General features: G+C 63.3%; 14 protein-coding genes and 1 pseudogene. 11 read left to right on the top strand and 4 right to left on the bottom strand.

The features are described from left to right. Nucleotides 1–5: 5 nt before the first annotated feature. Complete coding sequence (locus NKJ00_RS29615; protein ID WP_023811160.1) at nt 6–932, top strand: DMT family transporter; 927 nt, start codon at nt 6–8, stop codon at nt 930–932. Here the strand turns inward: NKJ00_RS29615 and NKJ00_RS29610 are convergent. From NKJ00_RS29610 to NKJ00_RS29600, 3 genes and pseudogenes are all read right to left on the bottom strand, one after another. Further along, nucleotides 929–1,269: pseudogene (locus tag NKJ00_RS29610) on the bottom strand (MmcQ/YjbR family DNA-binding protein). The gene NKJ00_RS29615 and the pseudogene NKJ00_RS29610 sit on opposite strands and share 4 nt — an antisense overlap. A gap of 26 nt (nt 1,270–1,295) precedes the next feature. Continuing rightward, on the bottom strand, nt 1,296–2,045 hold the full coding sequence (gene ubiG / locus NKJ00_RS29605) for a bifunctional 2-polyprenyl-6-hydroxyphenol methylase/3-demethylubiquinol 3-O-methyltransferase UbiG (protein WP_023811162.1): 750 nt from the start codon (nt 2,043–2,045) through the stop codon (nt 1,296–1,298). 211 nt (nt 2,046–2,256) lie between these two features. Beyond that, nucleotides 2,257–4,098: a CHASE3 domain-containing protein gene (locus NKJ00_RS29600; RefSeq protein WP_352632295.1), complete on the bottom strand. Its 1,842-nt coding sequence runs from the start codon at nt 4,096–4,098 to the stop codon at nt 2,257–2,259. Nucleotides 4,099–4,354: 256 nt separating this feature from the next. On the opposite strand from NKJ00_RS29600, the gene NKJ00_RS29595 reads away from it, so the two are divergent. The 9 genes from NKJ00_RS29595 (at nt 4,355) to NKJ00_RS29555 (ending at nt 17,889) form a co-directional block, all read left to right on the top strand. Continuing rightward, entirely contained in the window at nt 4,355–5,608 is a 1,254-nt protein-coding gene (locus NKJ00_RS29595; RefSeq protein WP_023811164.1) for an aspartate kinase, read from the top strand. A gap of 83 nt (nt 5,609–5,691) precedes the next feature. Further along, a complete protein-coding gene (gene ptsP / locus NKJ00_RS29590; protein ID WP_352632293.1) occupies nt 5,692–7,962 on the top strand; it encodes a phosphoenolpyruvate--protein phosphotransferase in 2,271 nt (756 codons plus the stop codon). 10 nt (nt 7,963–7,972) lie between these two features. Continuing rightward, complete coding sequence (gene prfA, locus NKJ00_RS29585; RefSeq protein WP_352632291.1) at nt 7,973–9,052, top strand: peptide chain release factor 1; 1,080 nt, start codon at nt 7,973–7,975, stop codon at nt 9,050–9,052. Next, on the top strand, nt 9,045–9,920 hold the full coding sequence (prmC, locus tag NKJ00_RS29580) for a peptide chain release factor N(5)-glutamine methyltransferase (RefSeq protein WP_352632289.1): 876 nt from the start codon (nt 9,045–9,047) through the stop codon (nt 9,918–9,920). The genes prfA and prmC overlap by 8 nt, the downstream gene beginning before the upstream one ends. 303 nt (nt 9,921–10,223) lie before the next feature. Further along, on the top strand, nt 10,224–11,147 hold the full coding sequence (locus NKJ00_RS29575) for a DUF4167 domain-containing protein (RefSeq protein WP_352632287.1): 924 nt from the start codon (nt 10,224–10,226) through the stop codon (nt 11,145–11,147). A 219-nt stretch (nt 11,148–11,366) separates the two neighbouring features. After that, nucleotides 11,367–13,973: an ATP-dependent chaperone ClpB gene (gene clpB / locus NKJ00_RS29570; protein ID WP_023811169.1), complete on the top strand. Its 2,607-nt coding sequence runs from the start codon at nt 11,367–11,369 to the stop codon at nt 13,971–13,973. A gap of 116 nt (nt 13,974–14,089) precedes the next feature. Next, nucleotides 14,090–14,455, top strand: a complete 366-nt coding sequence (locus NKJ00_RS29565; RefSeq protein ID WP_023811170.1) for an MmcQ/YjbR family DNA-binding protein — start codon at nt 14,090–14,092, stop codon at nt 14,453–14,455. 148 nt (nt 14,456–14,603) lie between these two features. Continuing rightward, entirely contained in the window at nt 14,604–16,109 is a 1,506-nt protein-coding gene (locus tag NKJ00_RS29560) for a L,D-transpeptidase family protein (RefSeq protein ID WP_023811171.1), read from the top strand. Between the two features lie 220 nt (nt 16,110–16,329). Next, nucleotides 16,330–17,889 (top strand): MFS transporter, encoded by a 1,560-nt coding sequence (locus tag NKJ00_RS29555; protein ID WP_352632284.1) that lies wholly within the window; start codon nt 16,330–16,332, stop codon nt 17,887–17,889. Nucleotides 17,890–17,895: 6 nt separating this feature from the next. On the opposite strand, the gene NKJ00_RS29550 is transcribed toward NKJ00_RS29555, so the two are convergent. Next, the gene (locus NKJ00_RS29550) at nt 17,896–19,863 is read right to left on the bottom strand and encodes a M23 family metallopeptidase (protein WP_164892966.1); all 1,968 of its coding nucleotides are present in this window, start codon (nt 19,861–19,863) and stop codon (nt 17,896–17,898) included. A gap of 252 nt (nt 19,864–20,115) precedes the next feature. On the opposite strand from NKJ00_RS29550, the gene NKJ00_RS29545 reads away from it, so the two are divergent. Then, on the top strand, nt 20,116–20,324 hold a 209-nt coding region (locus NKJ00_RS29545; RefSeq protein WP_352441783.1), incomplete at its 3' end, for a hypothetical protein.

The following is a 20,324-nucleotide window of genomic DNA, read 5'->3' as shown; positions in this document are numbered from 1 at the left end:
GGTCAATGAAACTTCTCTGGGATTCGGCGCTCGGCCTGCTGGTCGTCACCGGCGGCCTGCTCGGCCTGACGCTGCCCTTCGGCAAGCTCGCCACGGCTGCCGGCGTGCCGGCCATGGTCTGGGCCTTCGTCATCTCGCTCGGCGCCGGCGGGGTCTTGCTGTGCGTGCTCTTGGCTCGCGGCAAGCGGGTCCGGCTCACCGCGCACAAACTGCGCTATTTCTTCGTCACCGCCGCGGTGTCCTATGCTGTCCCCAACCTCCTGATGTTCTCGGCCATCCCGCATCTGGGCGCCGGCTACACCGGCATCATGTTCACCCTGTCGCCTGTCATCACACTGGTGTTCTCGATCCTGTTGCGTGTCCGGCGCCCCAACATGCTGGGCATTGTCGGCATCGCCGTCGGCTTCGTCGGCGCTGTCATGGTGGCGGTGACGCGCGGCGAGGCCGGCCAGCCGGCCGATTTGTTCTGGGTGGCGATGGGGTTGCTCATTCCGGTCAGCCTTGCCGTCGGCAACATCTACCGCACGGTCGACTGGCCGGACGGCACCGGCCCGATCGAGCTTGCCGTCGGCAGCCATCTGGCGTCAGCGGCGATGCTGCTTGCCGGCATTCTTCTCCTGTTCGGCGGCGAGGCTTTCGTGCCACTCGGCGGCGTGCCGCTGGTGGTGGTCGCGCAGGTCGCGTCGGCGTCGGCGATGTTTGCCTTCTTCTTCAGGCTGCAGGCGGTTGGCGGTCCGGTCTATCTCAGCCAGATCGGTTATGTGGCGGCCGCCGTCGGCCTGTTTGCCGGAACCATCTTCCTCGGCGAGCACTATCAGTTGCTGACCTGGGCAGGCGCGCTCATCATCACTGCCGGCGTGTTCATCACCACCAGGGCACAAAGCCAGAAGGGTCGAGTTCCTGCAGCCGGAGCCGCCTTGCCGATCCGTTAGGCCTGGCTCGCGTCAAAGATTTTCCTGAGAGCCGGCGGGGCAACATTTCGCCATGACATCCGTATTGCGCTGCGAAATGTCTTTCATCGCATGCGTCAAGAATGATCGACGTCCAGCCCTTTCGTCCCCATCCACCAGGCACTGGCTTGAAAACCAGCGGTTCGGCTGCAGTCGTCATCTCTTGCTGGCCGATGTCGAGCTTTATGACGGCGCGATCGTTTTCGGGCAGCGACATGAAGATGCGATTGCGTACCCGGAAGTCGGCCTTGCCGAAATGCGATTTCTCGGCCGCTTCGGGAAGCTCAAGCGCCAATTGTCGGGCTCTCACACTGTCCACGGTCCGACAAATCTCCAGATCAGCCTTCAGACCGAGCCTTTTTCCGCCAGGACCATGTAGTTGACGTCCATGTCCTTCGACCGCGCCCAGCGGTCGGCCAGCGGGTTGTAGGTGACGCCGGTGCGGTCGATGATGGTCAGGCCGGCGCCGCCAAGCGCCTTTTCGAGCTCTTCCGGGCGCACCAGCTTGCCGAACTGGTGGGTGCCGCGCGGCAGCCAGCGCAGCACATATTCGGCCCCGATGATGGCTAAGCCCAGCGCCTTCAGCGTGCGGTTGATGGTGGCCACGAACATGATGCCGCCGGGCCGCACCATCTCGCCGCATTTGGCGACGAACAGGTCGATGTCGGCGACATGCTCGACCACTTCCATGTTGAGGATGACGTCGAATTTCTCGCCGGCGTCGGCAAGGTCCTCGGCCGTCGTGGCGCGATAGTCGACGCTGACATTGCCCTCGGCAGCGTGCAGTTTGGCCACCTCGATGTTGGTTTCGGAGGCATCCGCGCCTACAACTTCGGCGCCAAGCCGCGCCATCGGCTCGCACAGAAGTCCGCCGCCACAGCCGATGTCGAGGATGCGCAGGCCCTCGAAAGGCCTTGCAGCGCGTGGGTCACGGCCGAAGCGCGTCGCTATCTGGTCGCGGATATAGGCCAGCCGGACCGGATTGAATTTGTGCAGGGGACGGAACTTGCCGTTCGGGTTCCACCATTCGGCGGCAAGGGCGGAAAAGCGTTCCACTTCTCCGGCATCGATCGTCGATCGTCGGGGCTCTGGCATCGGTTGGTCTCCTCGACACTACAGCGCCGCGCGTCCTCTTGGACGCGCAAAGGACGCTGTAGCACTTTAGATTCTGCGCATGATCCTTTCCGAAATCGACTTCGATTTCGGGGTCATGCGCTAGGAAGTCGGGCGTGAGGCCGCGAATGTCAAGGCAACAATTTTCGATGCTGCCCAAGGGACTGACAGACTGGCCGAGCTGGCAGCCTGCCTAGTTCGTGCCGAGCACGTCACGCAGTTTCGCCGCCAGTTGCTCGATGGTGAAGGGCTTGGCGAGGAAATGCACGTCGTGGTCGAGCACGCCATTGTGGACCACGGCGTTCCTGGTGAAGCCGGTGGTGAAGATCACCTTCAGCAGCGGCATGCGGGCAAGGGCCTCTTCCGCCAGCTTGCGGCCGTTCATGACGGGCATGACGATGTCGGTGAACAGAAGGGCGACGTTCGGGTTCTCCGCCAGTTTCTGCAACGCTTCCTCGCCACTCGCTGCATGAATGACGGTGTATCCGAGTTCGCGTATGGCCTCGGTCGTGGAGACCCGCACGCGGGCATCATCCTCGACGACAAGGATCGTTTCGGTGACCGGTGTAGCGATGTTGTCGCCTCGCCCCGTGGTCACGGCCGGCTCTTCGGCGCCGAAATACCGCGGCAAGTAGATCTTGATCGTCGTGCCTTCGCCCGGTTCGGAATAGATATTGACGTGGCCGCCCGACTGTTTGACGAAGCCGAACACCTGGCTCAATCCCAGGCCGGTGCCCTTGTTGACCGGCTTGGTGGTGAAGAAGGGTTCAAAGGCCTTGGCCATGACATCGGGGGTCATGCCCGAACCGGTGTCACTGACGGCGATCATCACATACTGGCCGGCCGCGACTTCGGCATGGGCGGCGGCGTAGCTCTCATCGAGATGGCTGTTGGCGGTCTCGATGGTCAGCTTGCCGTCATCGCCCATGGCGTCGCGCGCGTTGACGGCCAGGTTGAGAACGGCGTTCTCGATCTGGCTCGGGTCGGCATGGGTTTTCCACAAGCCTCCCGCCAGCACCGTTTCGATGCGGATGGTTTCGCCGAGTGCCCGCCGGATCAGGTCGGACATCCCGGTCAGCAGGCGGTTGGCGTCGACGATCTGCGGCGCCAGCGGCTGCTGGCGCGAGAAGGCGAGCAGCCGGGCCGTCAGATTGGCGGCACGGGTCGCGGCATCGATCGCCGCGTCGATGAATTGTGCGATGTCGTACTCGCCGCGCGCCAGCTTGCGCTGGGCGAGATTCATGGCGCTGATGATCACCGCCAGCATGTTGTTGAAGTCGTGGGCGATGCCACCTGTAAGCTGGCCGACCGCCTCCATCTTGTGCATCTGGCGGATCTGGGATTCGGCCTTTTCGCGCGTATCGATCTCCTTGCCGAGGGCGACGTTCTTGCGCACCAACTCATCTTGGGCAACGGCAACCTCACGGAAGCGGCGGCGCGATTCCCTGATCGCGTAGCCGGCAAGCAGGAAGATCGCCAGCAGCGCCGCCAGCGAACCGATGCGCAGCCAGGCCTCGACCTGGTCGGTATGCGCGTCGCGCGCGGCGACGGCTGCGGCGCTGATGCGTCGGACCGTGTCCATGCTGGTCCGGATTTCGTCCATGACGGCCTTGCCCTGTCCGCTGCGAACCAGATCCAGCGCATTCGTCGCATTGCCCTGGTCGTACAGGGCAATCGTCTCGGCCAGTTCAGCCTGCTTTTGCGAAAGCGCGTCCTTGATATGGCTGATCTGCTGGACGAGCTGGTCGTCGGGGGCAGTCAAGCTGTCGATGCGGGCAAGTTGCCCCGGAATGGCGCCGACAGCGCGCTGATAGGGATCGAGATAGGTTTTCTCGCCGGTCAGCAGATAGCCGCGTTGGCCGCTCTCTGCATCTTGCGCCAGCGAAAGCAGTCCCGAAAGCAATTGCTGATATTCGATTGCCTCGCGCGCGGCGGCGCGGTTGGCCCGCTGTTCCTCGACCAGAATGGCACGGCTGCCGACAATCAGCGCCAGCACGGCAAAGCCGGCGACAAGCGGGAGCGATTGCCATCGCATGGCACGTCGAAGACGAGCAATCATCATCTGTTATGCCGAACCAAAAGAATTCCCCGCAGGCAGCATTTCGTAGGCGGCGGCGGGGCGGAAGGCAATATGCCTGCTTCTGGAGCCGCAATCGGCCGCCAGCCTTGCGAAACCTTCATCATTTGGCTAAGGAGGCCGCGCATTCAGCGGCCGGCGTCAGCCGGCCTTCCGCTTTTCGGGATTCCGGCTTTTGGCCGGGTCCGGCTTCAGGCAAAGGCATTTCGCTCCCATGGCGCGCATCGTGATGAAATTCGGCGGAACCTCGGTCGCCGACATCGCCCGCATCCGCAACGTGGCGCGTCACGTCAAACGCGAGGTCGACGCCGGCCATGAGGTGGCGGTGGTCGTTTCGGCGATGGCCGGGAAAACCAATGAACTGGTCGGCTGGACGCGTGAGGCCTCGCCGATGCATGACGCACGCGAATACGATGCGGTCGTCGCTTCCGGCGAGCAGGTCACCGCCGGCCTTCTGGCCATCACCTTGCAGAACATGGGCGTGCATGCCCGCTCCTGGCAGGGCTGGCAGATCCCGATCAAGACCGACAATGCGCATGGAGCGGCGCGCATCCTCGACATCGACGGCGCGTTCCTGATCAAGCGCTTCGGCGAGGGCCAGGTGGCGGTGATCGCCGGGTTCCAGGGCATCGGCCCGGACAATCGCATCGCCACGCTCGGCCGCGGCGGCTCCGACACCAGTGCTGTCGCCATCGCCGCGGCGGTCAAGGCCGATCGCTGCGACATCTATACCGACGTCGACGGTGTCTACACCACCGATCCGCGCATCGAGCCCAAGGCGCGGCGGCTGGCCAAGATCTCGTTCGAGGAAATGCTTGAAATGGCCTCGCTCGGCGCCAAGGTTCTGCAGGTGCGTTCGGTCGAGCTTGCCATGGTGCACAGGGTGCGTACCTTCGTGCGGTCGTCCTTCGACGATCCCGACGCGCCCGGAATGGGGGATTTGCTCAATCCGCCCGGAACGCTCATTTGCGACGAGGAAGAGATCGTGGAACAGCAGGTCGTCACCGGAATTGCCTACGCCAAGGATGAAGCGCAGATTTCGCTGCGCCGGGTCGGCGACCGGCCGGGCGTTGCCGCCGGCATCTTCGGGCCGCTGGCCGAGGCCAACATCAATGTAGACATGATCGTCCAGAACATTTCCGAGGACGGCAAGTTCACCGACATGACCTTCACCGTGCCGTCGGGCGATGTCGACAAGGCGCTGGCCGTGCTTGAACGGCTAAAAGCCGAGATTGGCTACGACGTCGTGCAGTCGGAAGCCGGCATGTCGAAGGTTTCGGTCATCGGCATCGGCATGAGGAGCCATGCCGGCGTCGCCGCCACCGCTTTCAAGGCGCTGGCCGACAAATCGATCAACATCCGCGCCATCACGACCTCCGAGATCAAGATTTCGATCCTGATCGACGGTCCGTATACGGAACTTGCGGTTCGTACTTTGCATTCCGTCTACGGTCTGGATAAGCAGTAGCGAGAACGATTTGAGTTGTTGCGTGTGCGCCGGTCGCGGTGGAAACTGCGGCGGGCAGAATGCCCATTGGAGAACAAGCCGCGATGCGTGATCAGGCCAGTGGCCCGCGCGTTTTGCTCAAACGGCTCCGCGAGCTCATGCAGGAGCCGCTGGAGCCGCAGGAGCGGCTTGACCGGATTGTGCGCGACATCGCCTCCAACATGGTCGCGGAAGTCTGCTCGCTCTATGTGCTGCGCGCCGATTCGGTGCTCGAACTCTATGCCACCGAAGGTCTGAACCCGAACGCCGTCCATTTGGCGCAGTTGCGGCTGGGCCAAGGTCTGGTCGGCACGATCGCCGCCAGCGCGCGGCCGCTCAACCTGTCCAATGCGCAGGAACACCCTGCCTTCGCCTATCTGCCGGAGACCGGGGAAGAGATCTACAACTCGTTCCTCGGCGTGCCGGTGCTGCGGGCAGGGCGCACGCTGGGCGTGCTGGTGGTGCAAAACAAGACCATGCGCCACTACCGCGACGACGAGGTCGAGGCGCTGGAAACCACGGCGATGGTGATCGCCGAGATGATCGCCACCGGCGATCTGGCGCGGCTGACCCGGCCCGGCCTCGAACTCGATCTGCGCCGTCCTGTCAGCTTCACCGGCCTGTCCTTCAATGAGGGCGTCGGGCTTGGCCATGTGGTGCTGCACGAGCCGCGCATCGTCGTCACCAATCTGTTCAACGAAGACAGCGAGGAAGAGGTCCGCCGGCTCGAGACCTCACTCAGCTCGCTCAGGCTGTCCATCGATGACATGCTGGAACGCCGCGATGTCGCCTTCGAGGGCGAGCATCGCCAGGTGCTGGAAGCCTATCGCATGTTCGCCAACGATCGCGGCTGGGTGCGGCGGCTGGAAGAAGCCATCCGCAACGGCCTGACGGCGGAAGCCGCGGTGGAAAAGGTGCAGAGCGACATGCGCGCCCGCATGCTGCACATGACCGATCCCTATCTGCGCGAGCGGATGAGCGATTTCGACGACCTCGCCAACCGCCTGCTGCGCCAGCTGATGGGGCGCGGGCCGGAAGATGTTGCGGCATCGCTGCCAAAGGACGCCATCATCGTCGCCCGTTCGATGGGGGCCGCCGAGCTGCTCGATTATCCGCGCGACAAGATGCGCGGGCTGGTGCTCGAGGATGGTGCCGCGACCAGTCACGTCGTCATCGTCGCGCGTGCCATGGGCATTCCCGTCGCCGGCCAGATGAAGGGCGCCGTTTCCATGGCGGAAAACGGCGATGCCATCATCGTCGACGGCGAAGAGGGCGTGATCCATTTGCGGCCGCAGCCAGATCTCGAGGCCGCCTACGCCGAAAAGGTGCGTTTCAGGGCGCGCCGGCAAGAGGTCTACCGCGAGCTGCGCAAGAAGCCGTCGACGACCAGGGATGGTGTCCAGGTCGATTTGCTGATGAATGCCGGTCTTGCCGTCGACCTGCCGCAGCTTGCCGAAGCGGGCGCGGCCGGCATCGGCCTGTTCCGCACCGAATTGCAATTCATGGTCGCTTCCACTTTTCCCCGGGCCGAGGCCCAGGAAAAGCTCTACCGCGACGTGCTCGAGGCGGCGCGCGGCAAGCCGGTCACCTTCCGCACCATCGATATTGGCGGCGACAAGGTGCTGCCCTATTTCAAGGGTGCGATCCAGGAAGAGAACCCGGCACTTGGCTGGCGGGCGATCCGACTGACGCTCGACCGGCCGGGATTGCTGCGCACCCAGATCCGCGCTTTGCTCAAGGCCAGCGGCGGGCGTGAGCTGAAGCTGATGCTGCCGATGGTGACCGAGTTGGGCGAGATCGCCCAGGCACGCGAGATCATCGACCGCGAGGTGCGGCATTTGTCGCGCTTTGCCCATCATTTGCCGACCAGCCTGAAGTTGGGCGCCATGTTGGAAGTGCCGTCGCTCCTGTTCCAGCTCGATGAACTGATGAAGGCGGTCGATTTCGTCTCGGTCGGTTCGAACGACCTGTTCCAGTTCGTCATGGCCGTCGACCGCGGCAACACCCAACTGGCCAACCGCTTCGACACGCTGTCGGCGCCGTTCCTGCGCGTGCTCAAGCAGATCGCCGATGCCGGCGTCCGCAACCATACGCCGGTGACGCTGTGCGGTGAACTCGCAGGCAAGCCGATCTCGGCGATGGCGCTGATCGGACTCGGTTTCCGCTCGATCTCGATGTCGCCGGCCTCGATCGGTCCGGTCAAGGCGATGCTGACGGAACTGCCGCTGGACGAGTTGGAGGCGTTTTTCGACGACAATCTGATGGCTCCGGCACAGGGCTTGCCGATGCGGGCGCTGCTGCAGGCCTTTGCCGACGACCGTTCGATCCCGTTATAGCAGCCTCATCATGGTCAATTTGCCCCGCGATCGTATGGATCAAGTCGTCAAGCGTTTCGAGATGCTCGAAGCGCAGATGTCGGCCGGCCCGGCGCCGGATGCCTATGTGCGCATGGCGTCCGAATATGCCGAAATCCAGGACATGGTGGCCAAGGTCAGGGCGCTGCGCCTGGCCGAAAATGAGCAGGCCGATCTCGAAGCCATGCTTGCCGACAAGGGCACCGATGCCGAGATGCGGGCGCTCGCCGAGGCCGAGCTGCCGGAGGTCGAGGACCGTATCGAGGCGCTGCAGAAGGACATCCAAATCCTGCTGTTGCCCAGGGATGCCGCCGACGACAAGAACGCCATTCTCGAAATCCGCGCCGGCACCGGCGGTGACGAGGCCGCACTGTTCGCCGGTGACCTGTTTCGCATGTATGAGCGCTACGCCGCCGAACGCGGCTGGCGTTTCGAGACCGCCTCGGCCAGCGATGGTGACGCCGGCGGCTACAAGGAAATCATCGCCACCGTGTCCGGCAAGGGCGTCTTTGCGCATCTGAAGTTCGAATCCGGCGTGCACCGCGTGCAGCGCGTACCGGCGACCGAGGCGAGCGGGCGCATCCACACTTCGGCGGCAACCGTCGCGGTGCTGCCCGAAGCCGAAGAGGTCGACATCGACATCAGGGCCGAAGACATCCGCATCGACACGATGCGCGCCTCGGGTTCGGGCGGCCAGCACGTCAACACCACCGATTCGGCCGTCCGCATCACCCATTTGCCGACCGGCATCATGGTCGTGCAGGCGGAGAAATCGCAGCATCAGAACCGCGCCAAGGCCATGCAGATCCTGCGGGCCCGGCTCTATGATCTGGAGCGCGGAAAGGCCGACGAGGAGCGTTCCGAATCGCGCAAGTCGCAGGTCGGTTCCGGTGACCGCTCGGAACGCATCCGCACCTATAATTTCCCGCAAGGCCGCGTCACCGACCACCGCATCAATTTGACCCTCTACAAGCTCGACCGGGTAATGATGGGCGAACTCGACGAGATTATCAACGCGCTGATCGCCGATCACCAGTCGAAATTGCTCGCCGACATCGGCATCGATGACTGACCTGCCCGATGCACTCGGGCCGCTGCTGCGGGAAGCGCAGGCTCGGCTTGCCGCTGCCGCTATCGATGATCCGGCGCTCGATGCGAGGCTGATCGTCGAGCATTTTTCCGGCACCACGCGCACGCAAGCCATTGCGGACCCCGAACGCAAGCTCGGCGCCGGCGTTGTTGCCGAAATCGATGCCGCCTTGAGACGCCGCGCTAGCAGCGAACCGGTGCATCGCATCCTCGGCTATCGTGAATTCTACGGTTTGCGCCTGTCGCTGTCGCCCGAAACGCTGGAGCCGCGGCCGGATACCGAAACGCTGGTCGAGGCGATATTGCCCTTCGTCAAGGCAGTTGCGGCGCGGGAAGGCGAGTGCCGCATCCTCGATCTTGGCACCGGCACCGGCGCCATTGCGCTGGCGCTGCTCAGTGTCGTGCCGACGGCTAACGCCACGGGCGTCGATCTGTCCGCGGGTGCGCTGGCGACGGCGGCGCGCAATGCCGGGCAACTGGGTCTTGCAGGCCGGTTCACGACGCTGCAGTCGGACTGGTTCGAAAAAGTTTCTGGCCGGTACCATGTAATTGTCGCAAACCCTCCCTATATAAACACGGAAGACATTGGAAATCTGCAGGACGAAGTCCGCAATTTCGACCCGCGCCTGGCCCTGGATGGTGGCGCGGACGGTCTGAACCCCTACAGAACCATCGCTGCGGAAGCGGCAAGGTTTTTGGAAACTGAAGGCAGGATTGCGGTCGAGATCGGCCATACGCAACGCAACGAGGTCTGCGAGATATTCGCTGCAGCCGGCTACGTGCCGGGCGGTGCTTTTCGTGATCTCGGTGGAAACGACAGGGTTGTTGTCTTTGAAAGGATAAAGCCTTGACGCAGTGCAAAAAAGCGCTTGGCAATGCCGGGGAATGCGGCTAGGGTCGCCTTAACCGGATGAGACGAAGCAGGCAGTGCTCTTAGCGATTCGGTTTTCCTTGGAAATAGCTGCCTTCTTGCGCAAACGATGCCCAAGCTTCGTGCGGGAATCGTCCGGCAAGTGATGTAACCGGAACAGGATGGCACGTGGCGCCAACGCAATCGATGCGGGCGAACGCCGGTGAAGAGACGAAACGGCTGGCTGCATGAGCGCCTCCGTTCGTGAAGAGTTTTTCGAAAATTTCAAAATGAAGAGAGTTTGATGAGGCCACAACAGCAGAACAGGCGCATGCGCGGTCGCAACAATAGTGGCGGCGGCGGTGGTAACAACAACAACAACAATAACAACAACAACCGCAAGGGGCCTAATCCCCTGACGCGCAACTACGAGAGCAATGGCCCGGATGTGAAGATCCGCGGTTCGGCTCAGCAGATCGCCGAAAAATACGCCACCCTTGCCCGCGATTCTCACAGCTCCGGCGACCGGGTCATGGCGGAGAACTATCTCCAGCACGCCGAGCACTACAATCGCATCATCGCGGCCGCACAGGCGCAGATGCCGATCCAGAACGCGCAGCAGAATCGCGATGATTTCGACGATGACGGCGACGAGGATCGCGACGATTTCGACAATGGCGGCAACAACAACAGCAACACTGTTTCCGACGTCCAGATCCCGGTGATCAACCATGGCGCCGGCCCGCAGCCGGTCATCGAAGGGACGCCTGCCGAGGTTGCCCTCAACCGGGAAGGTGGCCGCGAGGCCCGCGATAACAATGGCGGGCGTAACAATGGTGGCCGCGACAACAATGGCGGGCGCCATCGCGATCGTCGCCCCAATGGCGGTTATGGCCAGAACGGCCAGCGCGACTTTGGTTCGTCTGTGGAGCAAGGTGGTCAGCCCCAGGGCAACGAGCCCCCGGTTCAGGGCGAAGCCGTTTCGCCGACCGAATCTGTAGCGCCGGCCGAACCGGCTCCGTCGTTCGAGAATCTTTCCCCGGCAGGTCTTGCCGCCCAGGCCGAACTCAACGAGGCGGCCGCCGAAAGCGGGGCTGCCCGTCGTCCGCGTCGTCCGCGCCGCCCGCGCGTCAACGCCGATCAGGTTGATGGCGGTGGCGAAAGTGCCGAGGCGGCCCCGGTCGAAAGCGGCAATGCCCAGCCGGTCAATGTCGATATCGACAACTGATCGAACGGCACCTCAAGACATAGAACGGCGGGGAGAAATCTCCGCCGTTTTCGTTTGGGCGGCCGTGCAATATTATGAAGTTGCCGATATCGAGACGTCTTGAGGGTTCGGAGCTTGTGTACCATATCAGCCTGAATTGGACCCGGCTCGAATGGGCGGGTCCGTCACCGCAATCGGATCCGGTGCCGCAAAGCGGGCCGGTGATGGAAGGAGACAGATATGAACCTCGAGAAATACTCAGAGCGTGTGCGCGGCTTTATCCAGTCCGCGCAGACTATGGCGCTTTCCCGCAACCATCAGCAATTCACCCCTGAACATATCCTGAAAGTGCTCGTCGACGACGATGAGGGCCTGGCCGCGTCGCTGATCGAACGCGCCGGCGGCAACGTCCGCGACGTCAAGCTTGGCGTCGAGACGGCGCTCGAAGCGATGCCAAAGGTCGAGGGCGGCAATGGCCAGCTCTATCTGGCGCAGCCGCTGGCAAAAGTGTTTTCGACCGCCGAGGAACTGGCCAAGAAAGCCGGCGACAGCTTTGTCACGGTGGAGCGGCTCTTGCAGGCGCTCGCCATGGAGAAATCGGCCAAGACCGCCGACATACTGGCCAAGGCCGGCGTCACCGCGCAGGCGCTCAACCAGGTCATCAACGATGTCCGCAAGGGCCGCACCGCCGATTCGGCGAGTGCCGAACAGGGCTACGACGCGCTTAAGAAATACGCGCGCGACCTGACCGCGGATGCCCGTGCCGGCAAGCTGGACCCCGTGATCGGCCGTGACGACGAGATCCGCCGCACCATCCAGGTGCTGTCGCGCCGCACCAAGAACAATCCCGTGCTGATCGGCGAACCCGGCGTCGGCAAGACGGCGATCGCCGAGGGCCTGGCGCTGCGCATCGTCAATGGCGACGTGCCGGAATCGCTGAAGGACAAGCAGCTGATGGCGCTCGACATGGGCGCGCTGATTGCCGGCGCCAAATATCGCGGCGAGTTCGAGGAGCGGCTGAAGGCAGTGCTCTCCGAAGTCACCTCGGCCAACGGCAACATCATCCTGTTCATCGACGAGATGCACACGCTGGTCGGCGCCGGCAAGGCGGATGGCGCCATGGATGCGTCGAACCTGTTGAAGCCGGCTTTGGCGCGCGGAGAGCTGCACTGCGTCGGCGCCACCACGCTCGATGAGTATCGCAAGCATGTCGAGAAGGATGCAGCGCTTGCCCGCCGCTTCCAGCCGGTGTTCGTCGACGAGCCGACGGTGGAGGACACCGTTTCGATCCTGCGCGGCCTGAAGGAAAAATACGAGCAGCACCACAAGGTGCGTATTTCGGATTCGGCGCTGGTGGCGGCGGCGACGCTGTCCAACCGCTACATCGCCGACCGCTTCCTGCCGGACAAGGCGATCGACCTGGTCGACGAAGCCGCATCGCGGCTGCGCATGCAGGTCGATTCCAAGCCCGAGGCGCTGGACGAGATCGATCGCCGCATCATGCAGCTCAAGATCGAACGCGAGGCGCTGAAGGTCGAGACGGACGACGCCTCGAAGGATCGGCTTGCCCGCCTGGAAAAGGAACTCGTCGGCCTTGAGGAAGAATCGACCGAGATCACCGCCAAATGGCAGGCCGAGAAGCAGAAGCTCGGGCTTGCCGCCGATCTGAAGAAGCAGCTCGACGAGGCGCGCAACGACCTTGCCATTGCCCAGCGCAAGGGTGAATTCCAGCGCGCCGGCGAGCTTGCCTATGGCAAGATCCCGGAGCTGGAAAAGAAGCTGAAGGAGGCCGAGGCCCAGGACGGCAAAGCCGGCATGGTCGAAGAGGTGGTCACCCCCGATCATGTCGCCCACATCGTCTCGCGCTGGACCGGCATTCCGGTCGACAAGATGCTGCAGGGCGAGCGCGACAAGCTGCTGCGCATGGAAGACGAGATCGGCAAGCGCGTCGTCGGCCAGGGCGAGGCGGTGCAAGCTGTCTCGAAGGCCGTGCGGCGTGCCCGCGCAGGCTTGCAGGATCCGAACCGGCCGATCGGCTCGTTCATGTTCCTCGGACCGACGGGCGTCGGCAAGACCGAATTGACCAAGGCGCTGGCGAGCTTCCTGTTCGACGACGAGAGCGCGATGGTGCGCATCGACATGTCGGAGTTCATGGAAAAGCACTCGGTCGCCCGGCTGATCGGCGCACCTCCCGGCTATGTCGGCTATGAGGAAGGCGGCGCGCTGACCGAAGCGGTGCGGCGCCGGCCTTATCAGGTCGTGCTGTTCGACGAGATCGAGAAGGCGCATCCGGACGTGTTCAATGTGCTTTTGCAGGTGCTCGATGACGGCCGCCTGACCGACGGGCAGGGCCGCACGGTCGATTTCCGCAACACGCTGATCATCATGACGTCGAACCTGGGCGCCGAATATCTTGTCAATCTCACCGAGGATCAGGACGTCGATCTGGTTCGCGACGAGGTGATGGGTGTCGTCAGGGCGTCGTTCCGGCCGGAGTTCCTCAACCGCGTCGACGAGGTGATTCTGTTCCACCGGCTGCGCCGGCAGGATATGGGCCGCATCGTCGAGATCCAGCTCAAGCGGCTGGAGAGCCTGCTTGTCGATCGCAAGATCACACTTTCGCTGGACCAAGAGGCGGTCGATTGGCTGGCGGCCAAGGGCTACGACCCTGCCTATGGCGCGCGACCGCTGAAGCGAGTGATGCAGAAGGAATTGCAGGACCCGCTGGCGGAGAAGATCCTGCTCGGCGACATCCTCGACGGCTCGACCGTCAAGGTGACAGCCGGTTCCGACCGGCTGAACTTCCGCTCGAAACCGACGATCGTCGCGGCGGAAGTGGCAGCCTGATCCAAAGCCGCGCGTCCATCCCGGACGCGCGGCTTTTTAGGTCTTTGTCATATGCATGTCGTTCTCCCAAAACCGGGGCCACTTTTGGGGCGATATGCGCAAAAAAGCGGGCGCGGATGACACTGGACGATTACAACAGCTTCTGCGCCTCGCTGCCCGCGACGAGCCATGTCGTCCAGTGGGGCGGCGCCCATGTCTGGAAAATCGGGGCCAAGATCTTCGCGATCGGCGGCTGGGACCAGGGCCAGCAGCTCTTCGTCACCTTCAAATGCTCCGATATCGCCTATGACGTGCTCAAGGAGCAGCCGGGCCTGCGGCCCGCGCCCTATCTTGCCTCGCGCGGCATGACATGGATCCAGCGTCGGACAAGCCAGAGTATGGATGATGCCGCGCTGAAGGACTATTTGCGCGAGAGCCATCGCCTTGTAGCCCTGAAACTGACCAGGCAGGCGCGCAAGGAATTAGGACTTGCCGCAAGCTAGTCTATATTCCTCGAGGCGCCGGAAAACCGCCATCTTCATGCCCGGTTCATGTTGGAACCATATGGTGGGTAACTGGTTTGCTGGCGAGGGGCTTCGCCAGAGAACAATGTCGGGCGTCGGCAATTACGGACCGGAGAGTTTCGCCACTATGCTGCGTACGATCTTCACCCTTTCGGTACTTGCCGGCGGGCTTTTGTCTGCCAATGCAATCGCTGCCCCAACGCAGGACAGCGCACCACCGATTGTCCGTGCCGCCGATACCGGGGGCATCCTTATCGCCCAGGACGGCAATCTCGACATCTACTACGACGCTAGAGGCAACCGCGTCATCGTCGATGCCGATACCGGCAAGGTCATCGCCATCCAGCCGCCGCAGACCCGGCTCGACCGTCGTGCCCTGCGCCGGGAGACACGACTGCGCGAATTGGGCCGCGCCCCCGACGGCGACGACCGCTACTATCTCGACGATCCGGAAGACATGGCGCGGTTCCGCCGCCAGCAGTTGGAAGAGGAAGGCCGCGTTATCCCGCCGCCGGCGGACGAGTACGATCCCTATGGGGACAATTCCGTCGAAGCCTATCCTACCCCACCGCAGGACGATGGCAGCTACGACGACAATTATCCCGACGCGCCGCAGCCGGCGAAGCCGGGCACCATCAAGCGCCAGCCGCTGAACGAGGCCTCGATAGACCCTGCCCAGCCGGCGATACCCGCCGATCAGGCGGCTCTGCCACCAAAGGCTGGCGACAAGACCACTGTTGCCCCGGCACTTTCGCTGGGAGCGCGCCAGGATGTCGCCGCCCTTCAGGTGCTGCTCGACCGGGGTGGCGCTTCGCCTGGCGTCATCGACGGGCGTTTCGGTTCGAATGTCGACAAGGCGCTCGCTGCCTACAACCAGATCACCGGCGCCAATCTGCGATCGACCGACGCGGTCGCCATCCAGGCGGCACTTGCGCAATCCGGCGGCGATGCCTTCGCCAACTACACGATCACAGCGGAGGATGCGGCCGGTCCCTATGTCGCGTCGATCCCGGAAGACTACAGCCAGAAGGCGCAACTCGACCGCATGGGTTATACGTCCGTGACCGAGGCGCTCGCGGAGCGCTTCCACATGGACGAGAATTATCTCAAAGCGCTCAACCCGGACGTCGATTTCAATCGTCCCGGCACAACCATCAAGGTCGCCAATTTCGGAAAACTGGTTTCGACGCCGGTGGCCCGCATCGTCGCGGACAAGGACAAGAAAGAGGTTTTCGCCTATGATGCCGGCGGCAGACTGGTCGCGGCCTATCCCGCAACCATCGGCTCATCGGACACGCCGTCACCGTCCGGCATACACACGGTGTCGCGCGTCGCGCTCGATCCGAACTACACCTACAACCCCAGCATCAATTTCAAGCAGGGCCAGAACGACAAGGTCCTGACCATCCCGCCGGGCCCGAACGGCCCGGTCGGCTCGGTCTGGATCGCCCTGGACAAGCCGACCTACGGCATCCATGGCACGCCGGATCCGTCGAAGATCGGCAAGACCGAAAGCCATGGCTGCGTGCGCCTGACCAACTGGGATGCGCGTGAACTGGCCAAGCTGGTGTCGCCGGGTGTGACGGTGGAGTTTGTCGGCGGACCTTCAGCCGATGATTTTGCGCAGCAGTGAACTGTGAAGTGCGGCGGCATAGACCAGATGCACGATCAGAATGAAACCGAGCTTTCAAGTGGTCGCCTCACCGAAATCCCCGCTGGCTGCGTGTAACGGCGCCAGCATGACTGTGCCATTTGCGCCCTGACAGAGTGCGACCTGGCCAAACGGCTGGTTTCAGCGACAGCAAGCCACTGGCTGGTTGTTGCCGGTGCGCTAGGGGTTTAAGCAAGATTTCATGCATTCACCGAGTAAAGCTGCCGCCGTCCCGCTGACCAGCCCGGTCAGGAATGGGACGTTCTGTCCGCAGTCGCAGCGGCGATTTGTGCTGATCGCGGCAATTCTGGCCTCGGCGCTTGGCTTCATAGACGGCTCGATCCTGGCCATCGCCACACCGGCGATCCGCGTCAACGTCGGCGCCAGCCTTGCCGAGGCGCAGTGGATTTCCAATGCCTATGCGTTGACGCTGTCGGCGCTGATCCTGGCCGGGGGTGCCGCCGGCGACCGATTCGGCCTACGCCGCGCCTTCGTGGCCGGCATTGCGCTGTTCATCGTCGCTTCGCTTGCCTGTGCGCTGGCGCCGAATGCCATTGTGCTGATCGCATTTCGTGCCGTCCAGGGCATTGGCGCAGCGATCATGGTGCCCGGCAGCCTCGCCATCATCGCCAAGGCCTACCCGAAGAAAGAACGCGGCCGCGCTATCGGCATCTGGGCGGCGGCTTCGGCGCTGACCACGGCACTTGGCCCGGTGCTCGGCGGCTTCGTGCTGTCGGCCTTCGGCGACGGCATCTGGCGGGCGATCTTCGCCATCAACCTGCCGCTCGGGCTTATTTCGATCTGGCTTCTGCTGGCCAAGGTTCCAGCCGATACGCCGACGGAGAAACGCAGCCTGGATCTCGGCGGTGCAGCGCTCGCGACATTGGCCTTCGGCGCGCTTGCCTATGGGCTGACCTCGATGAGCGCCAGCGGCGAGGGCCTCATGGCAGGGCCGAGCATTGCCGCAGGCGTCGTATTGCTGGCTGTCTTCATCATCTTCGAGCTTCGGCAGCGCGAGCCGATGATCGACCTCAGCCTGTTTCGCGTCGGTGCTTTCGCTGGCGCCAATGTGGCGACGTTCTTCCTCTATTTCGCGCTATCGGCCAACCTTTTCTATCTGCCGATGCTGCTGATCGCCGGCTGGGGACTGAGCACGGCCGAGGTCGGCTTCATCTTCCTGCCCTTGTCGGCAGCGATCGCGCTTTTGTCAGGACCTGTCGGCAAGCTGTCGGACCGGATCGGACCGCGTTTTCCGATCGCCTGCGGCAGCCTGGTCGTGGCTTTTGCGTTTGCCGGGCTGGCCTTGCTCACCTACGCCGGTATCCATAATTTCTGGACCGGAACATTCCCGCTGATGGGGCTGATGGGGCTCGGCATGGCTCTGGTCGTATCGCCTTTGTCGACCGCGATCATGACGGCGGTGGAAGACAAGGACACGGGGGCGGCCTCCGGCATCAACAATGCCGTCTCACGCATCGGCGGTTTGATCGCGGTGGCGGCGATGGGCTCGCTTGCCGCATGGGTTTACGCGAATGCGCTGGACGCGAGCGCAACGCCGGGCATCCCAGGATTTGGTGAACCGGCGCCAGCCGGGCTTGGGCCGGCCATCGATGCGGCGAGGCTCGCCGCCAGCGACGCCGCTTTTGCCGCGGTCTCTTCGGTGACCGCGCTGCTTTGCCTGTTTGCGGCTGTCATCGCCTGGACGACCATTCCCGGTGAGCGATTGCCATGGTCGCGACAGGCCGAAGATCAGCAAGGCTGAAGCGGGTCAACCGTCGATCTTGGCGCTCGCAACCTTCAGCGAATCGCTGTCTTCCTGCTTCAGCAGTTCGTCGATGCGCTCGCGCTCGCGCTTGAAGGCAACGAGGTCATCGCCCTTCAGCACCTTGCCGACCGGCAGGCGGACACGCATCGGATCAACCTTGGTGCCGTTGACGATCAGTTCGTAGTGAAGATGCGGGCCGGTGGCGAGGCCGGTCTGGCCGAGGAAGCCGATGGTCTGGCCCTGGCGGACGTGCACGCCCGGTTCGATGCCTTTGGCAAAAGCGCTCTGGTGATTGTATGATGTCTCATAGCCATTGGCATGGCGGATGATGATCTGCTTGCCGTAACCGCCGGCCCAGCCGACCTTCTCGACCGTGCCGTTGCCGGCGGCGATGATCGGCGTGCCGATCGGCGCGGACCAGTCGACGCCGGTGTGCATGCGGACATAGCCGAGGATGGGATGCCTGCGGGCGCCGAAACCGGAGCGGAATTTCCCGGCGGGCAGGGGATTGCGCAACAGGAACTGCTCGGCGCTCGAGCCGTCCTCATCGAAATAGTCGGTGCCGCCGTCCTGCATCTGGAAGCGGTAGAAGTTGCGGGTCTGGCCGCCGAACGTCGCCGAGACGTAAAGAAGCTCGGAGCTGTCCGAGGTCTGGTCGTCACCGTCGGGCTGCGAGAACAGGACTTCGATGCGGTCGGCGGGGCTGAGGCGGGATTGGAAGTCGACGTCGGACGCCAGCAACTTGATCAACCGCTGCGTCATCACCTTGGACATGCCGTAGGAATAGGCGGCGCGGTAGATGCCGTCATAGACGTTGGGCAGGTTGCCGCGCACCACCACGGGCGCCGACGAATCATCGAAGGCCGTCAGCAATTCGGGGTTCGGATCCGGTTCCTGCGCCGGCACATACTGGCCGCGATCGTTGAGCGCGATGGTGACGATGTGCTGGGTCCGGTCATAGACGCTGGTGCGCACGACCTTGGCGGCATCGCCGTGAACCTCAAGACCGACACGCAGCACGGTTCCAGCTTTGAGCGCCGTTGCGTTGAGCAACTTGGCGATAGCTTCGGCCATTCCGGTGGCATCTTCACCCGTGTAGCCCGAATTAGCAAAAGCCTCGGTGACGTCGAGATCCTTGGTGAAGGGGATGATTTCCTCGGCGAAAGCCGGCGCCTGGTCGTCAACAGTGGCGCGGGGCGCCACCGAGACATTTTCCGGCACGATCTTGACGTCGTAGGAGCCCGCCATGCTCTCGGCAAAAGCTTCGCCGAATCGCTGCGGGTCGACATAGTGAAGTGAAGCGACCTGCACGGCGCCGTCGCTGAGGTCGGTGCCGGCTTCGCGCACCACTTTTTCCACCTCGTCGGCGGAGAGGTCACTCTTTTCGTCGAAGGAAGCCGTTTCGATCGGAAAATCGATGGTCTTCAGGCTCATCTCGCTTTCGACCTTGGCGCCGTAGATCTGGCCGGAAGCGGCAGAGGCCGTCGCCGGCTGGGCATTGTCGTCGCTGTCGTCGCCGAACACCTGCATCGGGTCGAAGGGTGGGTAGGCGCGGCTGGTGGTGTGGCCGGCGGCAAGGGCCATCTTGATCTGGACGAAAGGCATGGTGTGGATGACGTCGCGGTCGCCGACCTTGGTGACCATCGACACTTCCATGCGGCGGCGGTCCTTGGCCTTTGCGATCTGACGCGGCGCCACCAGCCTGGTGGTCTTGGCGACTTCGCCAGAATCCCCGTTGCCGGCAAGGCTGATCAACTCGGCGATCTCGGGTGGGGTGGCTAGTTGCTGGCGGCCGTCAAGGGCGGCGAACAGCGCCACGCCCATCAGCACGCTCGAGGTGACGCCAGTGAGAAATGTTCCCGACAGCCAGCGTGCAGAAACCTCGCGCCGGTCGGGCGGGCCGCTGCGGCCATCCGCGACAAGCGGCGGCTCGTTGCCGAGTTCGGCTATGACATCTTCCGTGTCTGGCATCCAGAAAGGCTGCTTCTTCCCCGGGCGGAACGGCTTGTCGCTTTTGTTGTGGCCGTGACATTTGCCTGTCATGGCAGGTGAAGTCAACGAAGCGCCAGGCTCCGAACGAATTGCCCCCAAGCACTTCTCTTATAGAGCGCCCTACCAGGCGGGGCGGTGTACCTTCTCTGCAAGGCCATCGCACACTCCTATATAGGAGGGCTCATAAGAGAGGGGCTGCTCCGTCGGCGGCGCCCACTTTCGTTGGCTTTGGTGTCGAACGGCAATGCGGCGGCAATAGGGCTCCTTCCTGGCCGTCCAATCGGTATTGCCAGCGTTCCCCTGGGGCAGTCGGCTATCGACAGATCCGGTCCGAAATTTCTGTCGCAAAAACTTCAAAAACATTGTCGATGTGTGTTGACAGTTGTCGAGTGTGGCGACTATATACGCCTCACGAACGAGGGCGGCTCGCCGCTGGCGAC

The sequence above is a fragment of the Mesorhizobium sp. M0227 genome, from assembly GCF_040321855.1.
In the GTDB taxonomy this organism is placed as follows: Bacteria; Pseudomonadota; Alphaproteobacteria; order Rhizobiales; family Rhizobiaceae; genus Mesorhizobium.
This window is presented reverse-complemented; position numbering and strand designations above follow the sequence as displayed.

Bases quoted from the DNA above. Each gene is read 5' to 3' on its own strand.
- NKJ00_RS29615 (WP_023811160.1), top strand. From the start codon at position 6: ATGAAACTTCTCTGGGATTCGGCGCTCGGCCTGCTGGTCGTCACCGGC.
- ubiG (WP_023811162.1), bottom strand. From the start codon at position 2,045: ATGCCAGAGCCCCGACGATCGACGATCGATGCCGGAGAAGTGGAACGC.
- NKJ00_RS29600 (WP_352632295.1), bottom strand. From the start codon at position 4,098: ATGCGATGGCAATCGCTCCCGCTTGTCGCCGGCTTTGCCGTGCTGGCG.
- NKJ00_RS29595 (WP_023811164.1), top strand. From the start codon at position 4,355: ATGGCGCGCATCGTGATGAAATTCGGCGGAACCTCGGTCGCCGACATC.
- ptsP (WP_352632293.1), top strand. From the start codon at position 5,692: ATGCGTGATCAGGCCAGTGGCCCGCGCGTTTTGCTCAAACGGCTCCGC.
- prfA (WP_352632291.1), top strand. From the start codon at position 7,973: ATGGTCAATTTGCCCCGCGATCGTATGGATCAAGTCGTCAAGCGTTTC.
- prmC (WP_352632289.1), top strand. From the start codon at position 9,045: ATGACTGACCTGCCCGATGCACTCGGGCCGCTGCTGCGGGAAGCGCAG.
- NKJ00_RS29575 (WP_352632287.1), top strand. From the start codon at position 10,224: ATGAGGCCACAACAGCAGAACAGGCGCATGCGCGGTCGCAACAATAGT.
- clpB (WP_023811169.1), top strand. From the start codon at position 11,367: ATGAACCTCGAGAAATACTCAGAGCGTGTGCGCGGCTTTATCCAGTCC.
- NKJ00_RS29565 (WP_023811170.1), top strand. From the start codon at position 14,090: ATGACACTGGACGATTACAACAGCTTCTGCGCCTCGCTGCCCGCGACG.
- NKJ00_RS29560 (WP_023811171.1), top strand. From the start codon at position 14,604: ATGCTGCGTACGATCTTCACCCTTTCGGTACTTGCCGGCGGGCTTTTG.
- NKJ00_RS29555 (WP_352632284.1), top strand. From the start codon at position 16,330: ATGCATTCACCGAGTAAAGCTGCCGCCGTCCCGCTGACCAGCCCGGTC.
- NKJ00_RS29550 (WP_164892966.1), bottom strand. From the start codon at position 19,863: ATGCCAGACACGGAAGATGTCATAGCCGAACTCGGCAACGAGCCGCCG.